At 66.8% G+C, this 26,438-nt stretch carries 21 protein-coding genes, 1 pseudogene and 1 other annotated feature; of the genes and pseudogenes, 11 read left to right on the top strand and 11 right to left on the bottom strand.

The genetic code is table 11. The features are described from left to right. The first annotated feature begins 2 nt into the window (after positions 1-2). Together BW981_RS15375 and BW981_RS15370 are read left to right on the top strand one after the other, a co-directional pair. Positions 3-320 (top strand): AtuA-related protein, encoded by a 318-nt coding sequence (locus tag BW981_RS15375; protein ID WP_076440732.1) that lies wholly within the window; start codon positions 3-5, stop codon positions 318-320. After that, positions 317-1,108, top strand: coding sequence for an SDR family NAD(P)-dependent oxidoreductase (locus BW981_RS15370; protein WP_076440730.1), 792 nt, complete (start codon positions 317-319; stop codon positions 1,106-1,108). Before BW981_RS15375 ends, BW981_RS15370 begins: the two co-directional genes overlap by 4 nt. Before the next feature lie 16 nt (positions 1,109-1,124). On the opposite strand, the gene BW981_RS15365 is transcribed toward BW981_RS15370, so the two are convergent. The 5 genes from BW981_RS15365 to BW981_RS15345 all read right to left on the bottom strand — a co-directional run bounded on the left by BW981_RS15365 (position 1,125) and on the right by BW981_RS15345 (position 7,678). Next, positions 1,125-2,180 carry an alcohol dehydrogenase gene (locus BW981_RS15365; protein ID WP_076440728.1) on the bottom strand — a complete coding sequence of 352 codons (1,056 nt, stop codon included), beginning with the start codon at positions 2,178-2,180 and terminating at the stop codon, positions 1,125-1,127. A 15-nt stretch (positions 2,181-2,195) separates the two neighbouring features. Next, positions 2,196-3,140 (bottom strand): alpha/beta hydrolase, encoded by a 945-nt coding sequence (locus BW981_RS15360; RefSeq protein WP_076440726.1) that lies wholly within the window; start codon positions 3,138-3,140, stop codon positions 2,196-2,198. An 18-nt stretch (positions 3,141-3,158) separates the two neighbouring features. Further along, entirely contained in the window at positions 3,159-4,772 is a 1,614-nt protein-coding gene (locus BW981_RS15355) for a flavin-containing monooxygenase (RefSeq protein ID WP_076440724.1), read from the bottom strand. Positions 4,773-4,798: 26 nt separating this feature from the next. Next, entirely contained in the window at positions 4,799-6,016 is a 1,218-nt protein-coding gene (locus BW981_RS15350; RefSeq protein ID WP_244560342.1) for an ABC transporter substrate-binding protein, read from the bottom strand. Positions 6,017-6,571: 555 nt separating this feature from the next. Next, positions 6,572-7,678 carry a site-specific integrase gene (locus tag BW981_RS15345; protein WP_076440722.1) on the bottom strand — a complete coding sequence of 369 codons (1,107 nt, stop codon included), beginning with the start codon at positions 7,676-7,678 and terminating at the stop codon, positions 6,572-6,574. Between the two features lie 214 nt (positions 7,679-7,892). Here BW981_RS15345 and BW981_RS22325 point away from each other — a divergent pair. Beyond that, a pseudogene (locus BW981_RS22325) lies at positions 7,893-8,578 on the top strand (hypothetical protein). Beyond that, positions 8,177-8,293, top strand: a sequence feature (AL1L pseudoknot). Its footprint overlaps the pseudogene before it by 117 nt. A gap of 452 nt (positions 8,579-9,030) precedes the next feature. On the opposite strand, the gene BW981_RS15330 reads toward BW981_RS22325, so the two are convergent. Then, positions 9,031-9,714: a flavin reductase family protein gene (locus BW981_RS15330; RefSeq protein ID WP_210188674.1), complete on the bottom strand. Its 684-nt coding sequence runs from the start codon at positions 9,712-9,714 to the stop codon at positions 9,031-9,033. A 5-nt stretch (positions 9,715-9,719) separates the two neighbouring features. After that, positions 9,720-10,427, bottom strand: coding sequence for a GntR family transcriptional regulator (locus tag BW981_RS15325; protein ID WP_076440716.1), 708 nt, complete (start codon positions 10,425-10,427; stop codon positions 9,720-9,722). Between the two features lie 230 nt (positions 10,428-10,657). On the opposite strand from BW981_RS15325, the gene BW981_RS15320 reads away from it, so the two are divergent. The 8 genes from BW981_RS15320 to htpG all read left to right on the top strand — a co-directional run bounded on the left by BW981_RS15320 (position 10,658) and on the right by htpG (position 21,187). Further along, a complete protein-coding gene (locus BW981_RS15320; protein WP_076440714.1) occupies positions 10,658-12,226 on the top strand; it encodes an ABC transporter substrate-binding protein in 1,569 nt (522 codons plus the stop codon). A 173-nt stretch (positions 12,227-12,399) separates the two neighbouring features. Continuing rightward, on the top strand, positions 12,400-13,392 hold the full coding sequence (locus BW981_RS15315; protein WP_076440712.1) for an ABC transporter permease: 993 nt from the start codon (positions 12,400-12,402) through the stop codon (positions 13,390-13,392). Beyond that, a complete protein-coding gene (locus BW981_RS15310; RefSeq protein ID WP_076440710.1) occupies positions 13,382-14,335 on the top strand; it encodes an ABC transporter permease in 954 nt (317 codons plus the stop codon). The genes BW981_RS15315 and BW981_RS15310 overlap by 11 nt, the downstream gene beginning before the upstream one ends. A 29-nt stretch (positions 14,336-14,364) precedes the next feature. Further along, positions 14,365-15,561: an amidohydrolase family protein gene (locus BW981_RS15305; protein WP_076440708.1), complete on the top strand. Its 1,197-nt coding sequence runs from the start codon at positions 14,365-14,367 to the stop codon at positions 15,559-15,561. After that, positions 15,558-17,054, top strand: coding sequence for an amidohydrolase family protein (locus BW981_RS15300; protein WP_076440706.1), 1,497 nt, complete (start codon positions 15,558-15,560; stop codon positions 17,052-17,054). The genes BW981_RS15305 and BW981_RS15300 overlap by 4 nt, the downstream gene beginning before the upstream one ends. Next, on the top strand, positions 17,051-18,040 hold the full coding sequence (locus BW981_RS15295; protein ID WP_076440704.1) for an ABC transporter ATP-binding protein: 990 nt from the start codon (positions 17,051-17,053) through the stop codon (positions 18,038-18,040). The genes BW981_RS15300 and BW981_RS15295 overlap by 4 nt, the downstream gene beginning before the upstream one ends. Beyond that, a complete protein-coding gene (locus tag BW981_RS15290) occupies positions 18,033-19,052 on the top strand; it encodes an ABC transporter ATP-binding protein (RefSeq protein ID WP_076440702.1) in 1,020 nt (339 codons plus the stop codon). Before BW981_RS15295 ends, BW981_RS15290 begins: the two co-directional genes overlap by 8 nt. Before the next feature lie 242 nt (positions 19,053-19,294). Beyond that, entirely contained in the window at positions 19,295-21,187 is a 1,893-nt protein-coding gene (gene htpG / locus BW981_RS15285) for a molecular chaperone HtpG (protein ID WP_139333784.1), read from the top strand. Between the two features lie 100 nt (positions 21,188-21,287). On the opposite strand, the gene BW981_RS15280 is transcribed toward htpG, so the two are convergent. The 4 genes from BW981_RS15280 to BW981_RS15265 form a co-directional block, all read right to left on the bottom strand. Further along, positions 21,288-22,991: an ABC transporter ATP-binding protein gene (locus BW981_RS15280; protein WP_083712392.1), complete on the bottom strand. Its 1,704-nt coding sequence runs from the start codon at positions 22,989-22,991 to the stop codon at positions 21,288-21,290. Beyond that, complete coding sequence (locus BW981_RS15275) at positions 22,988-23,842, bottom strand: ABC transporter permease (protein ID WP_076440790.1); 855 nt, start codon at positions 23,840-23,842, stop codon at positions 22,988-22,990. Before BW981_RS15275 ends, BW981_RS15280 begins: the two co-directional genes overlap by 4 nt. 14 nt (positions 23,843-23,856) lie before the next feature. Beyond that, positions 23,857-24,801, bottom strand: a complete 945-nt coding sequence (locus tag BW981_RS15270; RefSeq protein ID WP_076440700.1) for an ABC transporter permease — start codon at positions 24,799-24,801, stop codon at positions 23,857-23,859. A gap of 90 nt (positions 24,802-24,891) precedes the next feature. After that, positions 24,892-26,436, bottom strand: coding sequence for an ABC transporter substrate-binding protein (locus BW981_RS15265; protein WP_076440698.1), 1,545 nt, complete (start codon positions 26,434-26,436; stop codon positions 24,892-24,894). Between the last annotated feature and the right edge of the window lie 2 nt (positions 26,437-26,438).

The following is a 26,438-nucleotide window of genomic DNA, read 5'->3' as shown; positions in this document are numbered from 1 at the left end:
CGATGCGCCTCGGCGAACTCGCCCATGCCCGGGCCGGCGACAAGGGCGACATCTCCAACATCAGCGTCATCGCCTATGAGCCCGGCGACTACGCCTTCCTCGCCGAGCATGTGACGGCGGAGCGTGTGAAGGCGCTCTTCGGCGACATCGTCCGCGGCGCGGTGACCCGCTACGAACTGCCGGAACTCGGCGCCTTCAACTTCGTGCTCCAGCGGGCGCTCGGCGGTGGCGTGACCCGCTCGCTGAGGCTCGATCCGCATGGCAAGAGCCTGAGCTCGCTCCTGCTCGAACTCGACATTCCCGATCGGCAACGCGCATGACGCCGATGCCGCTCTCGACCCGCTTCAGCGGACGCTGCGTCCTCGTCACCGGCGCGACCGGCGGCATCGGCCAGGCGGCCGCCCGGCGGCTCGCCGAAGACGGTGCCAGCCTCGTCCTGACCGACCAGGCCGAGGGACCGCTGGCGGAACTCGCCGCATCGTTCGGGCCGCAGGCGATCACGATCGTCGGCGATGTCACGCGCGAAGAGACGATGGACCGCGCCGTCCGCGATGGGCTCGCCGCCTTCGGACGCATCGACGGCGCTTTCCTCAATGCCGGGATGGTGGGTCGCGTCGCGCGGCTCGGCGAGGCTGCGCTCGCCGATTTCGAGCGGGTCATGGCCGTCAATGTCGGCGGCTGCTTCATCGGCCTGAGCAAGTTGATGCCGCTGATGACACGGCAAGGCGGCGGATCGATCGTGCTGACCTCTTCGACCGCCGGCCTGCGCGGCAGCGTCGGGCTGGCGCCCTATGTCGCTAGCAAGCATGCCGTGCTCGGCCTGATGCGTTGCGCCGCGCTGGAAGGTGCCGCCGCGGGCGTGCGCGTCAATGCGCTCCACCCCGGTCCGATCGACACCGTCATGATCCACAAGATCGAGCGCGGCTTCGCGCCCGAGGCGCCGGAGATCGCCGGCAAGGCGACGATCGCCCGTGTGCCGCTCAAGCGCTACGGGACGCCCGAAGAGGTCGCGGCGCTGCTCGCCTTCGTGCTCAGCGACGAGGCCTCGTTCTGCACCGGAAGCGCCTTCTCGATCGACGGCGGGATCATGGCAGGCTCGGCCGGCTGAGACATCAGGCTTGCCGCTAGGCTTCCACCAGCACCGCGCGGCCGGTGATCTCGCCGTGCCTGAGCTTCTGCAGGACGTCGTTCGCCTGATCTTTCGGAAACCGCGTCACCGGCATGGCCGGCAGCTTGCCCGACTTGGCGAGTTCGACCACGGCGCGCAGGTCCTTGACGCTGCCCGTGTTGCTGCCGACGACGCTCACGGCGCGGAAGACCATGCCGGCGAGTGACAGCGTCAGCTCGCCACCGGCCACACCGACATTCACCAGCCGGCCGCCCTTGGCGAGCGCACCGAAGCCTGCCGCGGCCGTGCTCGTCGCATTGACGAAGTCGATAACGGCCCGCACGGGTCCGCCGGCGGCATCGATGATCGCCTGCGCGGCGCCCTCCCCGCCGCCATCGACGGCGGCGGTGGCGCCCATGTCGAGCGCCGCCTGCCGCTTGGCCGGATCGAGATCCACCGAGACGATCGCCCGGTGTCCGAAGGCCCGCAGCATCGCGATCGCGGCGAGGCCGAGCCCGCCGGCGCCGATCAGCACGATCGGCTTGTCGGGCGCGATCGGCATCACCTTCTGGATCGCGCTATAGACAGTGATGCCCGAGCAGGCGAAGGTCGAAGCCAGCGCCGGGTCGAGACCGCCGACCGGCACGAGATAACGCGGATGCGGCGCCACCACCTCCCCGGCGAAGCCGCCATGCTGCATCACGCCGATGCTCTTCTGGGCAGTGCAGAGATTGTCGTCCTCGTTCAGGCAATTCTCGCAATCGCCGCAGCCGATCCAGGGATACACGATATAGCTTTCGTCTATCGTCACGCCCGAGGCGTCCGGCCCCGTCGCGATCACGCGCCCGACGACCTCGTGGCCCGGCGCGCGCGGCAGCGTCACGCCGCGATCGGTCAGCGTCATGGTCTTGCCGCCGCCGAGATTGTAGCTGCCTTTCCAGAAGTGAAGGTCGGAGTGGCAGACCCCGCAGGCCTCGACAGCGAGCACGACCTGCGTGCCGGTCGGCTGCGGCGTCGTGACCTCGATGCATTCGAGCGGCTCGTTGTTGCGGACGACGGCCCAGGCTTTCATGCGCGTTTCCTTCGGTCAGGCTGAGGTGCGTTGTGCGGGCGCGGCGGCGTCGCGACAGGCCGCTTGCGCGAATTCCGCAGCGGCCTTCATCTCCTCACGGGCGACGTCGAGCAGATTGTGCAGGCGGATGAAGCCATGCGTGACGCCCGCGGCCTGCCTGCGCGTGACGCGCGTTCCGGCCCGCTCGAGCGCATCGGCATAGGCCCGGCCCTCGTCGGCGAGAACATCGCATTCGGCAAGCGCGATCAGCGTCGGCGGCAGGCCGCCCAGCTCGTCGGCACGCAGCGGAGCGATCTGCGGCGAGCCCCATTCACTCTCAGATGCGTAATGGCGGAAGAACCAGACCATGTCCTGTCGCGTCAGTGGCAGCCCGGTGCCGTATTCAACGTAAGACCGCCGTTCGAAATCGCTGTCGGTGACGGGGTAGATCAGGATCTGCGCAGCAAGGGTGACCTGCCCTCGAAGGTTCAGCGCCGCGACCGTGGCGAGATTGCCACCGGCACTGTCGCCGGCGATGACAAGCGGCAGCGTCGCTCCAAGCAGCGCCTCGCCCGCCTTCGCAAGATGGACAAGCACGTCCTCGACATCCTCCAGCCCCGCCGGGAACGGATGTTCGGGCGCGAGCCGGTAATCAGGCAACAGGACGGCGCACCCGCTTTTGGCGGCCAGCGTCCGCGCGAGCGCGTCGTAGTCGTCCAGCGTGCCGATCATCCAGCCCCCGCCATGCAGATAGACGATCAGCCCGGCCGGCGACGGACCCGGTCGGAAGAGCCGCGCCTTGATCGCGCAGCCGCGCGTCGGAACCGTGAGATCACGGACGTTGGCCAGTTCAGGGCCTTCGCCCAGAACCGGGCGGCTCGCCGCAACCATCGCGCGCGCCTGCTGCGGGGTGCCGGCCGAGAGGGCCGGCCGGCCCTTCAGCTGTTCCAGCATCGCCGCGATGAAAGGATGAAGCGTCATCAGCTCGGCTCCCGCCGTTCAGGCAAAGACGAAGCCTTGGTAGCCCTTGGCGACGATCTCGTTGCAGGTGCGGCGATAGCGATCGACACCGCCGACATAGGGCATGAAGACCCGCGGCTTTCCGGGAATGTTGGCGCCCATGTACCAGGACGCCGCCTTCGTCAGCAGCGTGCCGGCTGCGACCTCCCCGACATGCGCGACCCAGGCGTCTTCCGCCGCCGCTTCGGGTTCGATCTCGGCCCTGGCCTTCTTGCGCATATGGGCGATGCAGTCGGTGATGAACTCGACATGCTGCTCGATCGAGGTGATGACGTTGCTCAGCACCGACGGGCTGCCAGGCCCTGTCACCATGAACAGGTTCGGGAACCCCGCGCTCATCAGCCCGAGATAGGCGCGCGGGCCGTGCGCCCATTTGCTGCGAAGGTCGCGCCCGTCGCGGCCGCGGATGTCGATGCGGTTCAGCGCCCCGGTCATCGCGTCGAAGCCGGTGGCGTAGATCAGCACGTCGAGATCGTAATGACCGCCGGCGGTGCGAATCCCACCTGGCGTGATCGCCTCGATCGGGTCCGTCCGGATGTCGACGAGCGTGACGTTGGGGCGGTTGAAGGTCGCGTAATAATCGGTGTCGACGCAAATGCGCTTGGTGAAGATGGGATAGTCCTTCGGCGACAACAGATCGGCCGTGCGGGTGTCCTTGACGATCTCCCTGATCTTGCGATGCACGAACTCGGCCGCCGTCCGATTGGCCGCCTCGTCGACGACGAGGTCGTTATAGGCATGCATGAAGTTGGCGCCGCCCTTGTCCCAGCGCCTCTGATATTCGGCCTCGCGCTCCTCTTCGGTGGCGGCATGGGCGGATTTCGTGGCGAATTCATAGATCGTGCCTGAGCGCGTCTCTTCGCGCGCCCGCCTGCGCAGCGCCGGGTAATCGTTCTTCCACGAGGCGACATAGTCCGGCGTCAGGGCGGCGTTCTTCGCCGGCACGCTGAAGTTCGGGGTGCGCTGGAAGACGAAGAGGTGACCGGCGGTCTTCGCGATTTCCGGGATCGCCTGGATCGCGGACGAGCCCGTGCCGATGACGCCGACGCGCTTGCCGGCGAGATCGACCGGACGATGCGGCCAGTTGCCGGTGCGATAGACCTCGCCGCCGAAGGTCTCCGCACCGTTGATCTCGGGGTCCCGCGCCGCCGAAAGGCACCCCGTCGCCATCACGCAGAAGCGCGCCGAAACGGCCGCGCCCTTGTCCGTCGTCAGCGTCCAGCTTCGTGCCGCCTGGTCGTAGACCGCGCTTTCGATCGTGGTGTCGAGCTCGACGTCGCGCTTCAGGTCGAAGCGCTCGGCGACATGCTGGGCGTAGGACAGGATTTCCGGCTGCGTCGCGAAGCGTTCCGACCAGTTCCACTCCTGCTGCAGATCCTCGTCGAAGGAATAGGAGTACTGCATGCTTTCGACATCGCAGCGCGCACCGGGATAGCGGTTCCAGTACCAGGTTCCACCGATGTCGCTCGCCGTCTCGAACGCCCGGACGCTAAAGCCCATGCGGCGTAGCCTGTGAATCAGGTAAAGGCCGGAAAAGCCTGCGCCGATGATCGCGACGTCGAAGTCCTGCCCCGCCTTACCCGCATCTGCCATACCGACCTCCCGAGCCCCGACGCCTTTCACTTCGCCAGCGGGCAGAGGGCCGGGTCGGCGGGTGCAAAAGCCTTGTCCGCAGGGATTTCGGCGACCTGCTTGTACAGGTCCCACTCGCCCTTCGACTCGTCCGGCTTTTTGACCTCGAAGACGTACATTGGCCGCATCACCCGACCGTCCGGCCGGATCGAGCCGTTGGTCGTCATGAAGTCGTTGATCGGCATCTCGCGCATCGCCTTGTTGACTGCGGCGGTGTCGTCGGTTCCGGCGCTCTTCACGGCATTGAGATAGTGCATCACGGCGCCGTAGGCGCTGGCCTGGATCATGTTCGGCATCTTGCCGAAACGGTCGAAATAGCGCTTCGCGAAGGTACGGGTCTTGTCGTTCTGATCCCAGTAATAGGGTGCGGTCTCCAGGAGGCCCTGCGCCGTCTGCAGCCCCATCGCCTTGGTGTCGTGCAGCGTCAGGCTTAGCGCCGCCAGCTGCTGCTTCGGCCGGACGCCGAATTCGTCGGCTTGCTTCACGATGTTGCCGGCATGCGAGGTGGTGGTCGCGAGCGCGATCACCTTGGCGCCGGAGCCCTGCGCCTTGAGCAGATCGGACGAGTAATCGGTGGTATCGAAGGCGTGCTTGGTCGAGCCGACGATGGTGCCGCCCGCCTTCTTGATCATCTCGGTGGTGTCGCGCTCGACATTGACGCCGTAACCGTAATTCACGGTCATGAAGTACCAGCTGTCGTTTTTCTGCTCGATCAGCCGGTTCACCACGCCGAGCGCCTGACTGTAGTTGTTGTAGGTCCAGTGGATGCCGTTGGGGCTGCATTTGGCGCCCGTGAGGTCGGAACTGGCGGTCGACAGGTAGATGACGAGCTTGTTCTTGTCCTTCGAGAGATCCTGCATCCCCAGCGCCACCGTCGTGATGCCGATGTCGAAGATCGCGGCCACCCCCTCGTCATACCAGCGCCGCGCGATGCCGAGCCCCACATCGGGCTTGTTGAGATGGTCGGCCGTGAGCAGTTCGACCGGCCGCCCCAGCACGCTTCCGCCGAAATCCTCGATGGCCAGCTTCATCGCGACCGTCGTGCCCGGACCGGACAGATCCTTGACGATGCCGGACATGTCGCTGAGCTGGCCGATCTTCAGCGGCCTCTCCTGCGCCGCTGCAGGCAGCGATCCGAGACTCAACGCGACACAGCTCGCGGCCCAAAGGACCAACTGCGAGGCGATCCGCGGCATGCTCGCCATTGTAACCTCCCGATCGCCGGGCGCGCTTCGTTGATGAGCACGTCTCAAGCCGACGACGAGAGACGTTAACCGACCCATTTATTTGGTCAACCATTAAATTGGGTGATGTTATTTCAGTTTGGTTTTCGTGGATTTGTATCGATTAAGCTCGATACTCATAGGTTGCGCAGCATGAACTCGATGCCCCTTCCGCCGTTTCAAGCAGGCCGGGATTTGCCGCGAGTACGGCTCGTTAACGCTTCCGTACGGCTGGACTTCTGGGCGACTGCCGATAGGCCTTCAGCTCGTCGGTACCGATCGACATCTTCTCGATGTCGCAACGCGGCTTCAACCTGCCTTAGATGGGCCGAAGAGCTTCGAGGCCGGCTCTCCGGCGACTTAGGAATGGTCAACAGCTTTCTCCGGAAAAGTGATACGCCGCCAGCGTCGACTTTTAGGCGAACATTCAATATCGGCATGGCCTGCTCACCCCCCCAACAAGAGCCGCGCCTGGGTGATCACACTGCCAAAACGGTCATTGCGGCCAAAACGGCTCAAGGGGGCCGATCTGATCTCTCAGGACCGGTTTCTCGCCGGTCCAAGGGCCCCTTCATCATCGGGTGTCGGATCGCGATTACCGTCGCCATTCAGAATGCTCTGGGCCATCGCAGCAAGCCGTTGATGATGCTCCCGAGCGAGTGCCGCCCCGGCCTGCGCGCGCGCGCGATCCGAGGTGGAAGTTTTCTGCACTGGCATATCGTCGAAAGTCTCGAAGCCGCTAAAAGGCGCAAGCTCAACACGCCGAGGGGATATCCTTCTTTCGTCATCGATCGGGGCAGGCTCCGCGGCTTTGCCGGTAGCCAGAGCTTCCAGAGCCGCAATCCGCTCCGGCTCGGCTCTGGGGATCGCCGACGCCGACCAACCCTTCGTCTTGCCGGCATAGGCCGAGGCGCTCTTTACCGAGGCGTGCCCGGCAAGCGCAGCGATCTCCCAGGGCGCCAGGCCAGCCTTCTTCCAGGTCGCAAGCGCGACATGACGGAAGCTGTAGAGCGACAGCCGCCGGAGGCCGCATTTGGCGCAGGCTCGTGCAAGCAGTTCCGCCAAGGCGTTGCGCCAGAGCTCGAAGGCCGCAGCCTCGCCGGCCGAGAGCGGCGCAAAGACCGCGAACGCCTTGACCGCCTCGATCACGCGGGAATCGTAGCCGGAGAGATCGAAGCTGCGCTCTTCGAAGCCGGAGCGCCCGTTGCTAAATTTCGCGTTCTTGACGAACAGAACGTCTCCCTCGACGGAAGCGTTCATCCACTCGACAGGGCGGCAGCCAAACCGGGGGACGACATAGACATGGAGCGCCAGCATGCAGATCGGATGGATATTCCCCCGACCACGAGCTCTCTTGGCGAGATAGCGGAAGACGGCGAGCGCTTCGGCCTCTGTCGCGTCCTTGACCTTGCGACTGGCTGTTCTCGGCTCGTCGGGGATGCCGCTCCGGGCGGCCAGCGCTGCGCCGATCTGCTCGATTGCGTTGGCCCGGGACGATGCGAGAGCCTGCCCCCTTGAAACCAAGATGTCGACCGCCGCAATCAGCTCCTGCTTGTACAGTCGGGCCGTCGCACTCTTGATGATCGTCGGATCGTCAGTGACCGACAGTACCAGACCTTCGAGGAGATCGCGTTGGGATGGCACTTATGGGCTCGCCGCAGATGCCGGTGAGCCTCGATCTGATAAGCCCGCTCGGTTTCCGGCGACCGCTGAAACGCCATGCCCCGCACCCCTATTTCCACGTTAGTCCACGAATTCTCTCTCTGGATTAAAGCTGCCTCGTGAAAGGGACCACACCAAACTCAACCTGAAACGCCCCAGGTTTGTCGGACGCTCCAACCCCTGAGAGCACGGGGCTATGACAAGCAAGACGACGAACAAGTTCTCGCCTAAAGTGCGTGCGCGCGCGATGCGAATGGTGCTGGATCACGAGGCCGAGCACCCGTCGCGCTGGTCAGCGATCACGTCAATTTCGGCCAAGATCGGCTGCACGGCGCAGACGCTAAGCGAGTGGGTGAAGAAGGCTGAGATCGACAGCGGCCGCAAGCCTGGGCTGATGACAGAGACGACGGCTAAGCGCAAGGCTCTCGAAGGCGCGAACCGCGATTTGCGGCAGGCGAACGAGATCCTGCTCAAGGCGTCGGCGCATTTTGCCCAGGCGGAGCTCGACCGCCGACAACGGTCATGATCGCCTCAATTCACGATCACCGCGGGGCATTTGGGGTCTAGCCGATCTGCAATTTCCTGGCGATCGCCCCGTCAGGGCCGCGCGATGCCCGCAGGACCATGTCAACCGGGTGTTCCACGCGCCCGCGCCCAATCGGCTCTGGCTCTCGGGCTTTGCCTACGTTTCGACCTGGTCGGGCTTCGTCTGATCCATCGGCCCGGGCCGTGGCGATCCTTCTACGCCGTGGAATTCGCGGCCCTGAGCGGGTCAACTGGTGCAACCAGCGCCGGCTGCTGGAGCCCATCGGCAGCATGCCGCCGGCCGAATCCGAGGAACGCCGTTACGCGATGCTGGACGAGCCAGCCATCGCAGCCTGACTCAAACCAAACGGCCTCCAGCGAAAGTAGGACGGCTCAATGCACAATGGGCAGGCGGGTCCGCGATTTTTTGGAGACCCCGCAACCACTGCTCGGAAGACACGCAGATCACCTAAGGCCAACTGTGACGGTCGTTGGACGTTCGGGGCATTGCGCTGGGCACACCGATGGGGCACAACTGGGCCAGTTGGGCACTGAAACCTTCCGAAATTGCTTATTTTTGAGGTGATATCGGGAATGCCGCGCAGTTGCTGGGGGTCCTAGTCCCCCAGCCATCGTCTCTTTCCCCGGGACAATTGGCTAAAGTCGCTCAGACAACCTCTGATTTCCGCGGGCTTTTCGCGCACCTGTTTGGTGCCCTCGAGGCGCACAGGTCTACCGGACAGGTCACCCGTACCCGAACGGTGCCGCAATGCGCAGGCCAGACGGCGACGCGGATCGACCTGGGCGGCTCAGCGGCGGCGGTTGGCTGCGGCCGGGTCCTTTTCCCAGGTCTCGACGGACAGGGTCGGCAGGTCGAAATAATCCCGGGTGCTGGCATAGCCATGCCCTCCCATGCGCCCCACCGCGTCGAGCGCGACGGGGTCGACGTGCAGGCGCTCGTCGACGGTGTCGGCCCGGAAATGCGCGTAGACGACCTCGCCCAGGATGATCTCCCGCGAATTGCCGATGCCGAGCGTGGTATGGTGGCGGCATTCGAAGGCGGCCGGCGCCTCGGCGATCCAGGGACAAGGCACTGTGCTTCCGGGCAGCGCCGTCAGTCCCGCACGCTCCAGTTCGTCGATGCCAGGCTCGAACGGCACGGCGCAGACGTTCATGCCCTCCAGCAGGGCGTCCGAGACGATGTTGACGGTGAAGGACAGCGTCTCGCGGACATTGCGCCCGGTATCCTTCTGCGCGCCGCTGGGCCGGTACTCGACGCCGAGCGCCAGGATCGCCGGATCGGCGGACAGGCAGTTGAAGAACGAGAACGGCGCGGCATTGACCACCCCTTGCGCATCCACCGTCGTCACCAGCGCGATCGGTCGCGGCACCACGGCACCGATCAGCAGCTTGTAGCGTTCGCGCGGGGAAAGCCTGGCGAAGTCGAAGGTGACGATCTCGGGCCGGGCAGCGGCACGATCCTCGGCGAGCATGCTGGTCACGGCGGGGTCAATCCTTCGCTGAGGGCGTAGCGCGACAGGGCGTCGCGCAGGTCGGGTTCGGTGCGGGGCGACAGGAGAGCGCGCGTCACCACGGATTGCAGGTGATGGTCCATCAGCTGCGCGGCCTTGGCCGCATCTCCCGCACGAAGCGCATCGATGAGCTGCCTGTGTTCGGACACGGCGCATTCGGAGGAATGCGGCCGGCCGTAGATCGCCAGGATCAGCGAGCAGCGCGACGAGGATTCCTGAACATAGCGCAGCAGCAGCGCATTCCCGGTCATTTCGGCGAGCTTGATATGAAACTCGCCGGAGAGCCGGATCGATTCCGGCCCGTCCTGGCCATGCGCCTTCTCTTCCTGCCGGACATGCTCTTCAAGCTCGGCCGCCTGGGCCGGCGTCAGGCGACCGGCCAGGTTCTCGGCGACCAGGCGCTCGAGGCCCCTGCGCACCTCGAAGACATCGCGCGCCTCCTCCAGCGTGGGATAGGCGACGGAGGCACCCTTGTTGGGCTTCAGCTCGACCAGCCCCTCGACCGAGAGGCGGTTGAAGGCCTCCCTGACCAGAGTCCGGCTGACCCCGAGCTGCTCGCCGATGGAATCCTCCGGCAGCTTCATGCCGGGCTTCAGCGCCTGCTCGATGATGGCGCGTCGCAGCGCCCTGTACACCGATTGCGCACGCAATCCCGGTGTCCGTGGTTCGCTCATCTCGGCCTCTCCCCGCCGCTGTCTCGTCCTGTCGGGGGCCGTCAATGTCACGATGCGGGGCTCCGTTCCAGTTTCCGCTTGTGTTGGATAATCGCATACAATACCTTTTACATATCGTATGCAAGTTTGATGAGTAATCGCACACGAGATGGCGCGGAAAGCGCCACGATGCACACAGAGGCGGCAGAACCATTGGCGCCGAGCGCGCATGAGCAGAGGGGATCACCACGATGAAGAAGGCCTGGTTGCTGGCGGCCGTCGCCGCCTTCGCGCTGAGCGGCGCGGCGGAAGCCAAGACGCTGAAATGGGGCGCAGGGCGCGAGATCGCCTCGCTGGACCCCTACTCCTTCGGCGAAACCTTCACGCTCTCGGTGCTGAACCACGTCTATGAGGGGCTCGTCCGCTACACCGGCGATCTCAAGATCGAGCCCGCTTTGGCCGAATCCTGGGAGACGGTCTCGCCGACGGTCTGGCGCTTCCGTCTGCGCAAGGGTGTGACCTTCCACAACGGCGACCCCTTCACCGCCGACGACGTGCTGGCTTCGCTCGACCGGGTGTCGGACGCCGCCTCGCCGCTGAAGGGGAATCTGCCGGCCTATAAATCCGCGAGGAAGATCGACGACCATACGGTCGAGATCGAGGTCGTCGGCCCCTATCCGCTGCTGCTGAACGACCTCACCAACATCTTCATCTTCGACAAGAAGTGGCTCGAGACCAACAACGCACTGAAGCCGACCGATGTCGGCAAGGGCGTCACCGGCTATCCGACCGACCATGCCAACGGCACCGGCCCCTTCTCGATCGAGAGCCGCCAGCCGGACGCCAAGACGGTCTTCGTCAGGAACCCGAAATGGTGGGACAGGCCGCAGCACAATATCGACCGCATCGAGTTCACGCCGATCACCTCGGCCTCGACCCGCGTCGCCGCGCTGCTCTCCGGCGAGATCGACTTCACCAATGTCGCCCCGCTCCAGGACCTGCCGCGGCTGAAGGCCTCGCCCGACGTCAAGGTTCAGCAGACCAACGAGCTGCGCTCGGTCTTCTTCGCGCTGAACCTCAGGGACAAGCTGTTCGAGAGCGAGGTGAAGGACAAGAACCCGCTCAAGGACATCCGCGTCCGCGAGGCGATGTATCGCTCGATCGACATCGACGCGGTGCAGAAGCGCGCCATGCGCGGCCTCTCGCGCAACACCGGTGCGCTGATCGCCCCTGCCATTCCCGGCTATGAGCCCTCGCAGGACGAGCGCCCGCCCTTCGACCTTGCGGCGGCCAAGAAGCTCTTGACCGAAGCCGGTTACCCCAACGGCTTCTCCTTCCAGATGAACTGCCAGAGCGACGGCCTCGTCAACGAGGAGGAGTTCTGCCAGGCGGTGGCCTCGATGTGGTCCCGCGCCGGCCTCAAGCCCAACTTGAGCCTTGCGCCGCGCAGCCAGCAGACGCCGAAGCGCACCAAGGGCGAGTTCGACGTCATCTCCTTCGGCTGGGCCAACGAGCCGATGATCGACGCCTATTCTCTGCTGGTGCAGGTCATCCACTCGAAGACCGGCACCGCCGGCGTGTTCAACTGGGGCGACTGGGGCAGCGCCAAGGTCGATGCGCTGATCGACCAGGCCGGCGTCGAGCTCGACAATCCCAGGCGCATCGCCCTGATGAAGCAGGCGCTCAAGCTGGTGAAGGACGAGACGCTCTTCATCCCGCTGCACCAGCAGCCGATGGCCTGGGCCATGCGCGGCGATGTCGAGACCATGGTGCAGGCCTCGGACAACAAGCCGCGCCTGTGGCTGACCAGGCTGAAGTGATCCTTCTGTCATTCCGGGGCACGCCGAAGGCGTGAACCCGGAACCCACGACCGGGCGAGCGGCCTGCATTGCCGCTGTTCCATGTCTCATCCCGTCGTGGGTTCCGGGTTCTTCGCTGCGCGAAGCCGCGGAATGACAGCCAAAGACCGACGCCCGGATCAGGAGACCATCCCATGCCGGCCTTCCTCCTCAAGCGCCTGCTGAACGCCGCCGGCGTCATGCTCGCGGTGGCGTTCCTGGCCTTCGTCAGCTTCCGCTTCGTCGGCGACCCGGTCGAGCTGATGCTGAACGAACAGGCGAGCCAGCAGCAGCGCGACGAATTGCGCACGCGGCTGGGTCTCGACCGGAACGTCGCGCTCCAGTTCGCGACCTTCGTGAAGAACGCGGCGCAGGGTGATTTCGGCATCTCCTACCGCAACCAGCAGGATGTGTTCGGGCTGATCGCAGAGCGCTTCCCGGCGACCTTCGAGCTCGTGCTGGTCGCGACCTTCCTCTCGCTCGCCATCGGCATCCCGCTCGGCGTCTACACCGCGATCCGGCGCGAGAGCCCGTTGGCCAGGGCGTTGCAATTCGGCTCGGTGCTCGGCGTCTCGCTGCCGAGCTTCGCGCTCGGCATCATGCTGATCCTCGTCTTCTCGGTGACGCTGCAATGGCTGCCCGCCTTCGGCCGCGGGCAGGTGGTCAAGCTCGGCTGGTGGAGCACCGGCTTCCTGACGCCGTCCGGCCGCGCGGCGCTGATCCTGCCCGGCATCACGCTCTCGGTCTTCCAGATCACGCTGGTGATGCGGCTGGTGCGCGCCGAAATGCTGGAGACGATGCGGACCGACTTCATCCGCTTCGCGAGGGCCCGCGGCCTGCCGTCCCGCTCGGTCCATTTCGGCCACGCGCTGCGCAACTGCCTGATGCCGGTCATCACCGTCACCGGCCTGCAGATCGGCAATCTCATCGCCTTCGCGCTGGTGACCGAAACGGTGTTCCAGTGGCCCGGCATGGGCATGCTCTTCGTCCAGGCCGTGACCTTCGTCGATATCCCGGTGATGGCGGCCTATCTGATCATCGTCTCCTTCATCTTCGTCTCGCTGAACACGCTGGTCGACCTGACCTATGCCTATGTCGATCCGCGGCTGCGCGACGACGCGCTTTCGGGAGCCGCTAATGCTCGTTGAGAAGGTCCGGCCCGCTGAAACCGCCAAGGCGCCCGGCCGCCTGCGCCGCTTCCTCGACAGCGACATCGGCTGGAGCTTTCGCACGACCCCGGTCGCGTGGCTCTCGGCGCTGGTCCTGCTGGTTCTGGTGGCGACGGCGTTTCTCGCTCCGCTCATCGCGGTGCAGAATCCCTACGACCTCTCGCAGATCTTCATCGACAAGGCCGAGATCCCGCCGATCTGGCAGGAGGGCGGCGAATGGCCCTTCCTGCTCGGCACCGATCCGCAGGGCCGCGACGTGCTCTCCGCCATCCTCTACGGCTCGCGCATCTCGCTGATCATCGGCTTCTGTGCCGTGGTGGTGTCGATGGTCATCGGCGTCTTCGTCGGCCTCGTGGCGGGCTTCCATGGCGGGCGCATCGACAATCTGCTGATGCGGCTCGGCGACACCGTGCTGTCGATCCCGACCTTGCTGATGGCGATCCTGGTTTCCGCCCTGTTCCGCGGCCTGCTGCCGCCGGAGCTGCGCGAGCCTTTCGCCGCGATGGTGCTGGTGCTCTCGATCTCGCTGACCAACTGGGTGCAATACGCCCGGACCGTGCGCGCCTCGACCATGGTCGAGCGGCGCAAGGAATATGTGCTCGCCGCCCGCATCATCCGGGTGCCGGCGACGCGCATCATGCTGCGCCACATCCTGCCCAACACGCTGACCCCCGTGATGGTCGCGGCGACGCTCAATCTCGGCCTCGCCATCCTCTCGGAAGCGACCCTGTCCTTCCTCGGCGTCGGCATGCCGATCACCCAGCCCTCGCTCGGCACGCTGATCCGCATCGGCAACCAGTACCTCTTCTCCGGCTCCTGGTGGCTCGTCGTCTTCCCCTCGCTTCAGCTCGGGCTGATCGTGCTGTCGGTCAATCTGCTCGGCGACTGGCTGCGCGACGCGCTGAACCCGAAGCTGCGCTGACGATCACAAGAAACCACGAGGACACGCCCATGACCGCCTCCCTCCTCCTCAAGAACGTCCGCCCCTATGCCGGCCCGGCCGTCGACATCCTGGTCGACGGTGGCCGCATCGCCCGCATCGGTAAGGATATCGCGGCGCCGGCCGGCGTGGCGGTCGAGGACGGGCGGGGCGAGATCGTCATCCCCGGTCTCGTCGAGGCCCACACCCATCTCGACAAGAGCCTCTGGGGCCAGCCCTGGTACAAGAACGAGGTCGGCCCCAAGCTCCTCGACAAGATCGACAACGAGCGCGAAAACAAGAAGCGGCTCGACATCGACCCGGCCCGGCAATCGGCACGCCAGTCGATCCAGTCCTCGCTGATGGGCTCGACCCATATCCGCAGCCATGTCGACGTCGACACCGAGCATGGGCTCTGGGGCGTCGAGGGCGTGATGGCGACCCGCGACGCCTATCGCGACATCGTCGACATCGAGCTCGTGGCCTTCCCGCAATCGGGCCTGCTGCGCCGCCCGGGCACGCTGGAGCTGATGGAAGCGGCGATGAAGGCGGGCTGCGAGATCGTCGGCGGGCTCGATCCCTGCGCCATCGACCGCGACCCGAAGGGCCATCTCGATGCCGTCTTCGGGCTTTGCCAGAGCCATGGCAAGCCGCTCGACATCCATCTGCACGAGCCGGGCGAGATGGGGCTGTTCTCCTTCGACCTGATCGTCGAGCGCACCCGCGCCCTCGGCATGGCCGGCAAGGTGACGGTCAGCCACGCCTTCTGCCTCGGCGGCGACCCGGCGCAGGTCGATCCGCTGATCGAGGAGCTGGTCGCGCTCGATATCGCGATCATGACGACGGCACCCGCCAGCCGCCCTGCCCCGCCGGTGAAGAAGCTGCTGGCCGCCGGCGTGCGCGTCTGCTCCGGCTCCGACGGCATCCGCGACACCTGGGGGCCCTATGGCAATGCCGACATGCTGGAGCGCGCCATGTTCGTCGGCCTGCGCAACAACTTCCGCCGCGACGATGAACTGCGTCTGGCGCTCGACGTCTGCACCACCGAAGGCGCGAAGGTGATGGAGATCGCCGATTACGGCCTCGCCGAAGGCAAGGCCGCCGATCTCGTCATCCTGCCGGGCGAGACGGTGGCGGAAGCCATCGTCACCCGCTCGCCGAAGCGCCGCGTGCTGAAGCGCGGCAAGGTGGTGGCGCGCGACGGCGTCTCGGTGAGGACCGCGCCGTGAGCCTGCAGCCGGCCCAACGTCCGGAAGGCCGCATCCTGCTGACGGCCCGCTGGCTCGTCGGCCACAAGGACGGCCGCCACCGGCTCTACGAGAATGGCGAGATCGTCTTCGAGGGCGGCGCCGTCGTCTTCGTCGGCCATCGCTTTCCCGGCGAGGTCGCCCGCCGCATCGATTACGGCCAGGCCGTGATCGGGCCCGGCTTCATCGACTGCGACGCGCTCTCCGATCTCGACACCACCATCCTCGGCTACGACAACCAGCCGGCCTGGAAGAAGGGTCGCGTCTGGCCGCGCAGCTATCTCGAGGCCGGCCCCTACGAGATGTATTCGCGCGAGGAACTGGCCTTCCAGAAGAGGCACGCCTTCGCCGCGCTGATCCGCAACGGCATCACCACAGCCCTGCCGATCGCCTCGCTGTTCTACCGGGCCTGGGGCGAGACGGTTCAGGAATTCGAGGACGCGGCAGAAGCCGCCGCTTCGCTCGGCCTGCGCGCCTATCTCGGTCCGGCCTATCGCACCGGCAACCAGCTGGTCGAGGCGGACGGAACGATCGCCACCCATTACGACGAGGAGCGCGGGCTCGCGGAACTCGACGCCGCGATCGATTTCGCCAGGCGCCATGAGGGCGCCGCGGGCGGCCTGATCTTGGGCATGCTGGCGCCCGACCGCATCGAGACCTCGACCGCCGAGCTGTTGCGCCGCACGGCAGCCGCTTCGCGCGACCTCGACATTCCCGTTCGGCTGCATTGCTGCCAGTCGAAGATCGAATACGACCTCGTCCTCGCCCAGCATGGCATGAGCCCGCCGGAATGGCTGGAAAGCCTCGGCTTCCTGAACGAGCGCTGCCTGCTGCCCCATGGCACCGTCGTCTCCGGCAGCCGCCTCGTCGAGCGGCCCGGCCGCGACCTCGAGATCATCCGCGATGCGGGGGCCAGCATCGTCCACTGCCCGCTGGTCTCCGGGCGCCACGGCAGCGCCATCGACCATTTCGGCCGCTACCACGCGATGGGGCTCAAGCTCGCGATGGGCACCGACACCAGCCCGCCCGACATGGTGATGAACCTGCAGGTCGGGATGATCCTGGCGCGAACCATGGCGGGCAATGCCGCCGCCGTCCGCTCCGAGGATTATTACGATGCCGCCACCATTGGCGGGGCCGATGCGCTGCGCCGGCCCGATCTCGGCCGCCTCCAGCCCGGCGCGCGCGCCGACATCGTGGTCTTCGATCTCGACCGCCCGCATACCGGGCAGGTGATCGACCCGATCCAGACGATGCTGCTGACCGGCCATGGCCGCGACGTCTCGACGGTGGTGATCGACGGCCGCTTCGTCATGGAGGATCGCGTCATCCCCGGCATCGACGAGGCGGCCGACAATGCGCGCGCCCAGCGGCAGTTCGAAGGACTGATGGCGCGCTATCCGCAACGCACGCACAACCACCCGCCGGTGAGCGAGATCTTCTCGTCGAGCTATCCGATCGAGGCCGCCCCATGACCGCATCTGTCGCCGCGCCGCTTCTCTCCGTCCGCGACCTGCGCATCGTCTTCGACGGCCGTCATGGCCCGCTGACGGCGCTGGACGGCGTCTCCTTCGACATCGCACCGGGCGAGATCCTGGGCGTCGTCGGCGAGTCCGGCGCCGGCAAGTCGCTGACCGGCACGGCGGTGATCGGCCTGCTCGACCCGCCCGGCCGGATCGCCGGCGGGGAGATCCTGCTGGAGGGCCGCCGCATCGACAATCTGCCGGCCGAGGAGATGCGCCGGCTGCGCGGGCGCCGCATCGGCGCGATCTTCCAGGACCCGCTGACCTCGCTGCACCCGCTGCTGACGGTCGGCGACCAACTCGTCGAGACCATCACCACCCATCTGCCGGTCGGCAAGGCGGAGGCGCGCCGCCGCGCGCTCGCGCTGCTGAAGGAGGTCGGCATTCCCGCCGCGGAGACGCGCATCGACCAGTATCCGCACCAGTTCTCCGGCGGCATGCGCCAGCGTGTCGTCATCGCGCTCGCGCTCTGCGCCGAACCGGCGCTGATCATCGCCGACGAGCCGACCACCGCGCTCGACGTCTCGATCCAGGCGCAGATCACCACGCTGCTGAAGCGCCTTTGCCGCGAGCACGGCACGGCGATCATGCTGGTGACCCACGACATGGGCGTCATCGCCGAAACGGCCGACCGCGTCGCGGTGATGTATGCCGGCCGCATCGTCGAGATCGGCCCGGTCGAGGAGGTCGTCCGCCGGCCGCATCATCCGTATACGGCGGGGCTGATGGCTTCGATCCCGAGCGTCCACGCGCGGCACGCGCGGCTCAACCAGATCGACGGCGCGATGCCACGCCTCAATGCCATCCCGCCCGGCTGCGCCTTCAACCCGCGCTGTGGCCGCGCCCTGCCCTTGTGCCGCGACGAGAAGCCCGGCCTGCCGCCATCGGCCCACGCAGCCGCCTGCCATGTCCCATTGAAGGAGCTGGCCCATGCTTGATCAGCCGGCGATCCTCGCTTCGGCGGAGGACAAGACCGACGACGTCGTCCTCGACGTCTCCGGAGCCTCTTGCCGCTTCGACGTCTCGGCGCCAGCCTTGTCTCGCCTGTTCTCGAAGGAGCCGCGCCGCATCCTGCGCGCCGTCGAGAACGTCTCCTTCAGCGTGAAGCGTGGCACGACCTTCAGCATCGTCGGCGAATCCGGCTGCGGAAAATCGACGCTGGCCCGCATGGTGGTCGGCCTGCAGCACCCGACCGAAGGCGTGCTGAGCTTCCGCGACATCCGCCGCGCCGATGGCAGGCTCGGCCCGCCGCGGGTGCAGATGATCTTCCAGGACCCTTACGCGTCGCTGAACCCGCGCTGGCGCGTCGGGGACATTGTCGCCGAGCCGATCCGCGAGCTGAAGCTGCGCCCGGACAAGGCCAGCACGACGGAGCGCGTCGGCGATCTGCTGGAGATCGTCGGCCTGTCCCGCAGCGATGCGGCGCGCTATCCGCACGCCTTTTCCGGCGGGCAGCGCCAGCGGATCTCGATCGCCCGCGCGCTGGCGACGGAAGCCGATTTCCTGGTCTGCGACGAGCCGACCTCCGCGCTCGACGTCTCGGTCCAGGCCCAGGTGCTCAACCTGATGGTCCGGCTGCAGCGGGAGCTCGGCCTGACCTATCTCTTCATCAGCCACAACCTCTCGGTCGTCCGGCACATGTCGGATCAGCTCGCCATCATGTATCTCGGCCGCTTCGTCGAGGCGGGGCCGGCCGAGACCGTCTTCGCCGATCCGAAGCACCCGTATACGCGCCTGCTGCTGGACACGATCCCCGATGTCGAGCGGCCGAACCGCGCGCGTCGGCCGATGTCGGGCGAGGTGCCGAGCCCGATCGCGCCGCCGCCAGGATGCAGCTTCCATCCCCGCTGCGGCATGGCGATGGATCGCTGTCGTGTCGATCCGCCGGAGCTGCGCCCCCACGGGGGCGTGGCGGTCAGTTGCCATCTGCCCGGCGCCGCGGCTGCCTGAGCCGGCCCATCTGCTTTCAGAGCACCGTCGGATCAGCCGCGCCGTGGCGCCCGACGCCTGATCTTCCCATCAGGGGCGAGACCCGGAGGTGGCGCCCTGCTGATCAGCACCGAGGCGATCATCGCGGAGCGTTAAAAGAAGCATCTTGCTCCGGCAATTCGGGTGGGTATGGATGACCGACGATGCGAGGGCGCCGCGGCTGACGGGCGCCCGCCTGTTTGAAGTCGATCCGGATATCAACGATGACGAACGCCACCCCCGAGCAGCGCAGTTTCGAAGCCGACGTCTCCCGTCTCCTGCACATGATGGTCCACTCGGTCTATTCGGACCGGGACGTCTTCCTGCGCGAGCTGATCTCCAACGCCGCCGACGCCTGCGAGAAGCTGCGCTACGAGGCCATCGCCAGGCCCGAACTGCTCGGCGAGGAGCCGAAGCTGGCGATCACCATTGCCGCCGACGCGGAAGCCGGCCGCCTCGTCATCGCGGATAACGGCATCGGCATGAGCCGGGACGAGATGATCGAGGCGCTCGGCACCATCGCCCGCTCCGGCACGCGCAGCTTCATGGAGCGCGTCGCAACGGCGGAAGGCAAGGAGGGCGCCCAGCTCATCGGCCAGTTCGGCGTCGGCTTCTATTCCGCCTTCATGGTCGCGAGCAGCGTCGAGGTCGTCAGCCGGCGCGCCGGCAGCGACGAAGCCTGGGCCTGGTCCTCCGACGGCAAGGGCGAGTTCACCGTCGCTCCGGTGGCGCTGGAGGATGCGCCGGCCCGGGGGACCCGCGTGGCGCTCCATCTGATGGAGGACGCCAGGACCTATGCCGAGCGCTGGACGCTGGAGCGCATCGTCAAGGAGCAGTCCGGCCATGTTCCGGTCCCGATCGCGCTCGTCGAGAAGCCGGGCGCCGAGGCGCAGACGCTCGCCGACGGCGCCGCGCTCTGGACCAAGCCGAAGAGCGAGATTTCCAAGGAGGATTACGCCGAATTCTATCGCGGCGTCGCCGGCCAGTATGACGAGCCGGCCGCCACGATCCATTTCCGCGCCGAGGGCCGGCACGAATACACCGCGCTGGCCTTTGTCCCGGGCGCGCGCCCGTTCGATCTCTTCGACGCCGACCGCAAGGGCCGGATCAAGCTCTATGTGAAGCGTGTCTTCATCACCGACGAGGCCGAGCTGCTGCCGCGCTATCTGCGCTTCGTCCGCGGTATCGTCGATACGGCCGACCTGCCCCTCAACGTCTCGCGCGAGATGATCCAGGACAGCCCCCTGCTCGGAGCGATCAAGAAGGGCGTGACGAACCGGGTGCTGTCCGATCTCGCCAAGCTCGCCGAGCAGGATGGCGACGCCTTCGGCAAGATCTGGGAGAACTTCGGCGCGGTCATCAAGGAGGGGCTCTACGAGGATGTCGAGCGGCGGGCGCAGCTGCTGGGCCTCGCCCGCTTCCGTACGACGGCGTCCGGCGAAGGCCGGCGCAGCCTGCAGGACTATCTCGGGTCCCTGCGCGAGAACCAGACCGCGATCTACTATATCGCCGGCGACGATGCCGAGCGGATCGCGGCCTCGCCCCAGCTCGAAGGCTTCCGCGCGCGCGGCATCGAGGTGCTGCTGCTGTCCGATCCGGTCGACAGCTTCTGGGTTTCCGCCGGTCTCGACTTCGAGGGCAAGCCGTTCAAATCGGTGACGCAGGGCTCGGCCGATCTCGGCCTGATCCCGCTGCTCGACGGCGAGGCCCCTCCCCCGGCCGACACCAGTGCCGAGATCGGCGCGCTGCTCGCCTCGATGAAGGAGGTCTTGGCGGAGGAAGTGGACGATGTACGCGCCTCCGACCGGCTGACCGAGAGCGCCGTCTGCCTGGTCGCCTCCGACCAGGGGCCGGACCGCCAGTTCGAGCGCCTGCTCAGCGCCGCCGGGCGCCTCGGCAGCGCAGCCAAGCCGATCCTCGAGGTCAATCCGCGCCATGCGACGGTCGCAGCGCTCGCCACGATCGAGGACGCCGCCCTGCGCGCCGACGCCGCCCATCTGCTGCTGGACACCGCCCGCGTCCTTGACGGCGAGCGCCCGCGCGATGCGAGCGCCTTCGCCGAACGGATGACGCGACTTCTGGCGCGGGGTCTCGGAAAAGCCGTGGAAACGGCCTGAGGAGGCCCGGCCGCGAGCGGACGCTGATTGCTCTCAGCCCGGGGACGGAGCCGGGATCACGCCACGGTTCCGCCTGTGCCGCAGAGCCGGGGGGAAAGCGTCATGCCTTGTCCTTCCTCCAGAACAATCTGACCCCGCCGCCTTCGGTCGATTCGAGGCCCGGCACGGCCGAGAGCAATGTCTTCGTATAGGCGTGCTGCGGGTTGTCGAAGATGTCGTCGCGCGGGCCTTCCTCGACGATGCGGCCCTCGTTCATGACGACGACCCGGTCGGCGATCTGCTCGACGACGCCGAGATCATGGCTGATGAACAGGCAGGAGAAGCCGTGTTTCTTCTGGAGGTCGTCGAAGAGCTCCAGCACCTGGGCGCGCACGGTGACGTCCAGCGCCGAGACGGGCTCGTCGGCGATGACGAAGCTCGGGCGGCGCACGACGGCGCGGGCGATCGCGACGCGCTGGCGCTGGCCGCCGGAAAGCTCGTGCGGATAGCGCGCGGCGAAGCCGTCGCCTAAGCCCACCTCGGCGAGAACCTCGGCGACGCGGGCCTTACTGTCGCCCGGGCTCATGTCGGTGACCAGCCGCAAGGGTTCAGCCACGAGCTGGCCGATCGTCATGCGCGGATCGAGCGACGAGTAAGGGTCCTGGAACACCATCTGGCAGTTCAGCCGGTAGTCCCACCAGGCGGTTGCGCTTTTGGTGATCGGGTTGCCGTTGAAGCGGATTTCGCCACCGGTCGGCTTGACGAGGCCCGCGATCGACTGGCCGAGGGTGGTCTTGCCCGAGCCCGAGCCGCCCACCACCGCGACGACCTCGCCCGGCTGCACCTCGAGGCTGATGCCGTGCAGCGCGCGCTTGGCCTCGCCCTTGCGGAAGAAGCCCTGCCGGCCGGGATAGTCGACGACGAGGTCGCGCACCGCGACGATCGGCGTCCTCGCCTCCGGCAGGAAGCGCGCCGGCAGGCGATGCGGCATCGCCGAGAGCAGCTTGCGGGTGTAGGCGTGCCGCGGCCGGGCGAGGATGTCCTCGGCCTTGCCCTGCTCGACGACCTCGCCCTGGCACATCACGACGATGCGGCTGCAATAGCGCGCGACCATGCCGAGATCGTGCGAGATCAGCAGCACGGCGGTATCGTTGGCCTTGGTCAGCTCGACCATCAGCTCCATGACGTCGCGCTGGACCACGGCGTCGAGCGCGGTGGTCGGCTCGTCGGCCAGCAGCAGCGCGGGCTTCAGCAGCATCACCGAGGCCAGCATGATGCGCTGGCGCATGCCGCCCGAGAACTGGTGCGGATAGGCGCTGAGCGCGCCTTCCGGATCGCGCAGGCCGACGCTGCGGAGCATGTCGAGGATCAGCGCCCGGCGCTGGGACGCGTCGAGCTTGCGGTGCAGCGCCAGCCCCTCGTCGAGCTGGCGCCCGATCAGCATCGAGGGGTTGAGCGAGGTCATCGGCTCCTGGAAGACCATGCCGACCTTGGCGCCGCGCATGGCGCGCAGGTCCTTGGCGGACATCGCCATCACGTCCTGGCCTTCGAAGCGGATCGTGCCGCCCTCCAGCCTGACCGCCGGCGGGATGAAGCCCATCACGGCACGCGCCGCCAGCGTCTTGCCCGAGCCGGATTCGCCGACGATGCCGACGATCTCGCCCGGAAAGACCTGGAAGGAGACGTCGGCGACGACCGTGCGGCCGGTCCCGCCGATCCTGAGCGTCAGGCCGGCCACATCGAGGAGCGCAGCTGCGGCGGCCTTGGTCGACACATCTTCTTCGCGCGAGACGATGCCCGCTTCGCTTGAGAGCGCTCTTGTCATCGCGAGCCCCTCATCCGTGGGTCGAGCCTGTCGCGCACGGCATCGCCGAGCAGGTTGATGCCGAGCAGCGTCAGCGAGATCGCGAGGCCCGGGAAGATGCCGAGCCAGACGGCCTGGCCGATATAGGGCCGGGAGCCCGCAAGCATGTTGCCCCAGGTCGGGGCCGGCGGCGGCACGCCCAGCCCCAGGAAGGAGAGCGCGCTCTCCGCCAGCAGGACATAGCCGAACATCGAGGTCGCGAGCACGGTCAGCGGCGCGATGCAGTTCGGCAGGATGTGCCGGACCATGGTGAAGGCCTCGGAATTGCCCATCACCCGCGAGGCGGCGATGAACTCCCGCTCGCGCAGCGAGAGCACCGTGCCGCGCACGACGCGGGCGACGGACGGCGTATAGGCGATGCCCAGGGCTACGATGATGCCGTATTTGTTGGCCCCGACCACCGCGAGCAGGCCGAGCGCCAGCAGGATGCCGGGGAAGGCGAGCAGCGCATCGTTGAAGGCCATGATGATGCGGTCGGTCCAGCCGCGCATATAGCCGGAGAACAGGCCGATCAGCGTGCCGGCCACCACGGCGAGCGTCACGGTGAGGATGCTGATCCAGACCGAGGTCGCCGCGCCCGCCATCAGGCGCGAGAGCACGTCCCGGCCGAACTCGTCGGTGCCGAGCCAGTGCAGGGCCGAGGGTGCCGCGAGCTTCTCGCGGAAGGAGAGCTTCAGCGGGTCGTAGGGCGTCCACAGCGCGCCGGTGCCGGCGGCGAGCAGAAGGATGCCGATCAGCGTGCCGCCGACGATCGCGTTGGGAGCCGGGAGCTTCGTGCGGCTGGGTTTTTTCACGGAGGCGCCGGTGCCCATGGTGCTGTCGCTGCTCATTGGGCGGTCACCCTTGGGTCGAAGACCGGGTAGCAGAGGTCGATGACGAGGTTCACCAGCACATAGGTGAAGGCGATGAAGAGCATGCAGCCCTGAATCACGGGGTAGTCGCGGGCGAAAATGGCATCGACCAGAAGGCGCCCGAGACCGGGGATGGTGAAGACCGTCTCGACCACCGCGATGCCTCCGAGCAGATTGCCGAGCACGAGGCCGATCAGCGTCCAGGTCGGGCCGAAGGCGTTCTTGAAGGCGTGGCGCCAGAGCACGGCGCCCTCCGAGAGGCCCTTGGCGCGGGCATGGGTGATGTAGTCGAGCCGCAGCACCTCCAGCGTCGAGGCGCGCGCCATGCGCAGGATCACGCCGATCTCATGCAGGAACAGCGTCAGGATCGGCATCACGAGGTAAAGCACGCCGGCCAAGGGGTTCTCGGCGATCGAGACATAGCCGACGACCGGCAGCCAGCCGAGCTTGAGCCCGAAGAACAGCAGCAGCAGGAGGCCGAGCCAGAAGGTGGGAACCGAGAGCAGCAGCGTTGCGGTGGCGACGAGGCCGAGGTCGAGAGCCGAATCCTGCTTCCAGGCGGCGATGACGCCGGCCGGCACGGCGACGAGGCTCGCCAGCAGCACCGCCACCAGCACGATCTGCGCGCTGACGGCGAAGCGCTGCAGGATCAGCGGCAGCACCGCCTGCTGCGACGAGATCGACTGGCCGAAATCCCCGGTCAGCACATTGCCGATCCAGATCCCGAACTGCGCCGGCAGCGACTGGTCGAGTCCCAGCCGGGCGCGCAGGTCAGCAAGGCTCGCCGGCGTCGCCAGATCCCCCAGCATGAGCTGGGCAGGGTCGCCCGGGATCAGCCGGATCAGCACGAATACCGATACCGCGACGATCAGCAGCGTCGGCAAGGCCATCCCGATCCGCGTCAAGGCAAAACGAAACATCAAAGCCCTCCCAAGCCCGATGCCGCTCGGTCACCCGCGCATCCGGCCGGATGCGCGGGTGACCGAGCCGATGTCTGTCGTGCCGCGAAATCACTTCGCGACACTGACCTCCCAAAGGCGGGGCTTCGAGGCGACCCATGGTGCGAAGCCCTGGATGCGCTTCGCGACGGCGGCCGTGTCGACCTGGTTGTAGAGGAAGACCAGCGGCGCATCGGCCAGCATCATCGTATGCAACTGGTCGAAGATCGCCCGGCGCTCGGCCTCGTCGCTGATCAGCGTCGCCTTCTCGATCAGGGCGTCGGCCTCGCGGCTGTCCCAGACCTTGGACGGCATCTTGTCCTTCGGGCCGGTGAACTGGTTGTAGCTCTGGGCCGGATCGAGGCGGGCGGAATAGCTGAAGGACATCATCTGGAAATTGCCCTTCGAGTAGCGGTCGAGCTGGGTGGCCCATTCCAGGATCTCGATCTCGGACTTGATGCCGGCGGCCTGGAGCATGGCCTGCGCCATGATCGCCACCGGATAGCTGGGAACGGTCGAGCGCTTGTTGGCGATCAGCTTGATCGTCTCGCCCTTGTAACCCGCCTCCGCCAGCAGCTTCTTCGTCCGTGCAGGGTCATGCGCGTAGCGCTTCTTCTGCACCGCATCGTGGAACGGCGAGGTGATGTAGACGGCCGAGTTGTTGACCTGGCCGAGGCCGTTCGAAGCGGCGCCCACGATCTCGTCGATATCGAGCGCGGAGGCGATGGCCTGCCGCATCCTGACGTCGGACAGCAGCGGGTCGCGTGTCTGGAGAAGCAAGGCGTGCTTGGTCGCGCTGGGCGCCGCCAGAACCTGCACGGTTCCGGCCTTCTTCATCTCCGCGACTTCCTCGTCGGGAATATCGGCGACATCCAGCGCCCCCGAGACCAGCCCGGCCTTGACGGTGGCGCCATCCGCGATCGCCAGGAACTTGACCTCGGAGACGAGCGCGCGCTTGGAGCCGACATAGCCGTCGCGCCTGTCGCCCGGCGGAGAAACATAGCCGTCGAACCGCTTCAGCAGCACATACTCGCCGCGGCGCCAGTCGGCGAGCTGGAACGGGCCTGTGCCGATCGGCTTGTCCCAGCTGCCATCGGGCTTGATCGAATCCCTGTGGAGGACCGCGACCATCGCGCAATCGGTCCGGGCCATGGTGTCGAGGAAGAGCGCGCTCGGCTTCTCCAGCTTCATCACGAAGGTTGCCGGATCGGGCGCCGCGACCTCGGTCACCTTGAGGCCGATGCGGCCATCGAATTCCGGTCGGCAACGCCAGTCGGTCTTGGCGTCCATATAGCGCTTCCAGCTCCACAATACGTCTGCCGAACTCATCTCGGCGCCGTTGTGGAACTTCACGCCCTTGCGCAGATGGAAGGTGTAGGTCAGCCCGTCCGACGAAAGGTCGATCTTCTCGGCCAGCAGCGGCGCGACGGCGCCGTTTTCGCGATAGCCGACGAGCCCCTCGACCATGTGCAACACCACCGCATCGGTGTTGTCGTCCCGGTTGACGCCCGGATTGGTGCTGCGGATGTCGGCATTGAGCGCCACGTTCACAGTCTGCGCCTGCGCCGTCGCGCCGAGCAGAGCCAGGACGAGGGCGGATGTCGCGATGCGGATCATGC

The organism is Allobosea sp. TND4EK4 (genome assembly GCF_900156025.1).
Taxonomy (GTDB): Bacteria; Pseudomonadota; Alphaproteobacteria; order Rhizobiales; family Beijerinckiaceae; genus Allobosea.
Note: the sequence above shows the minus strand (reverse complement) of the source record. Positions and strands in the feature narration are given on the sequence as shown.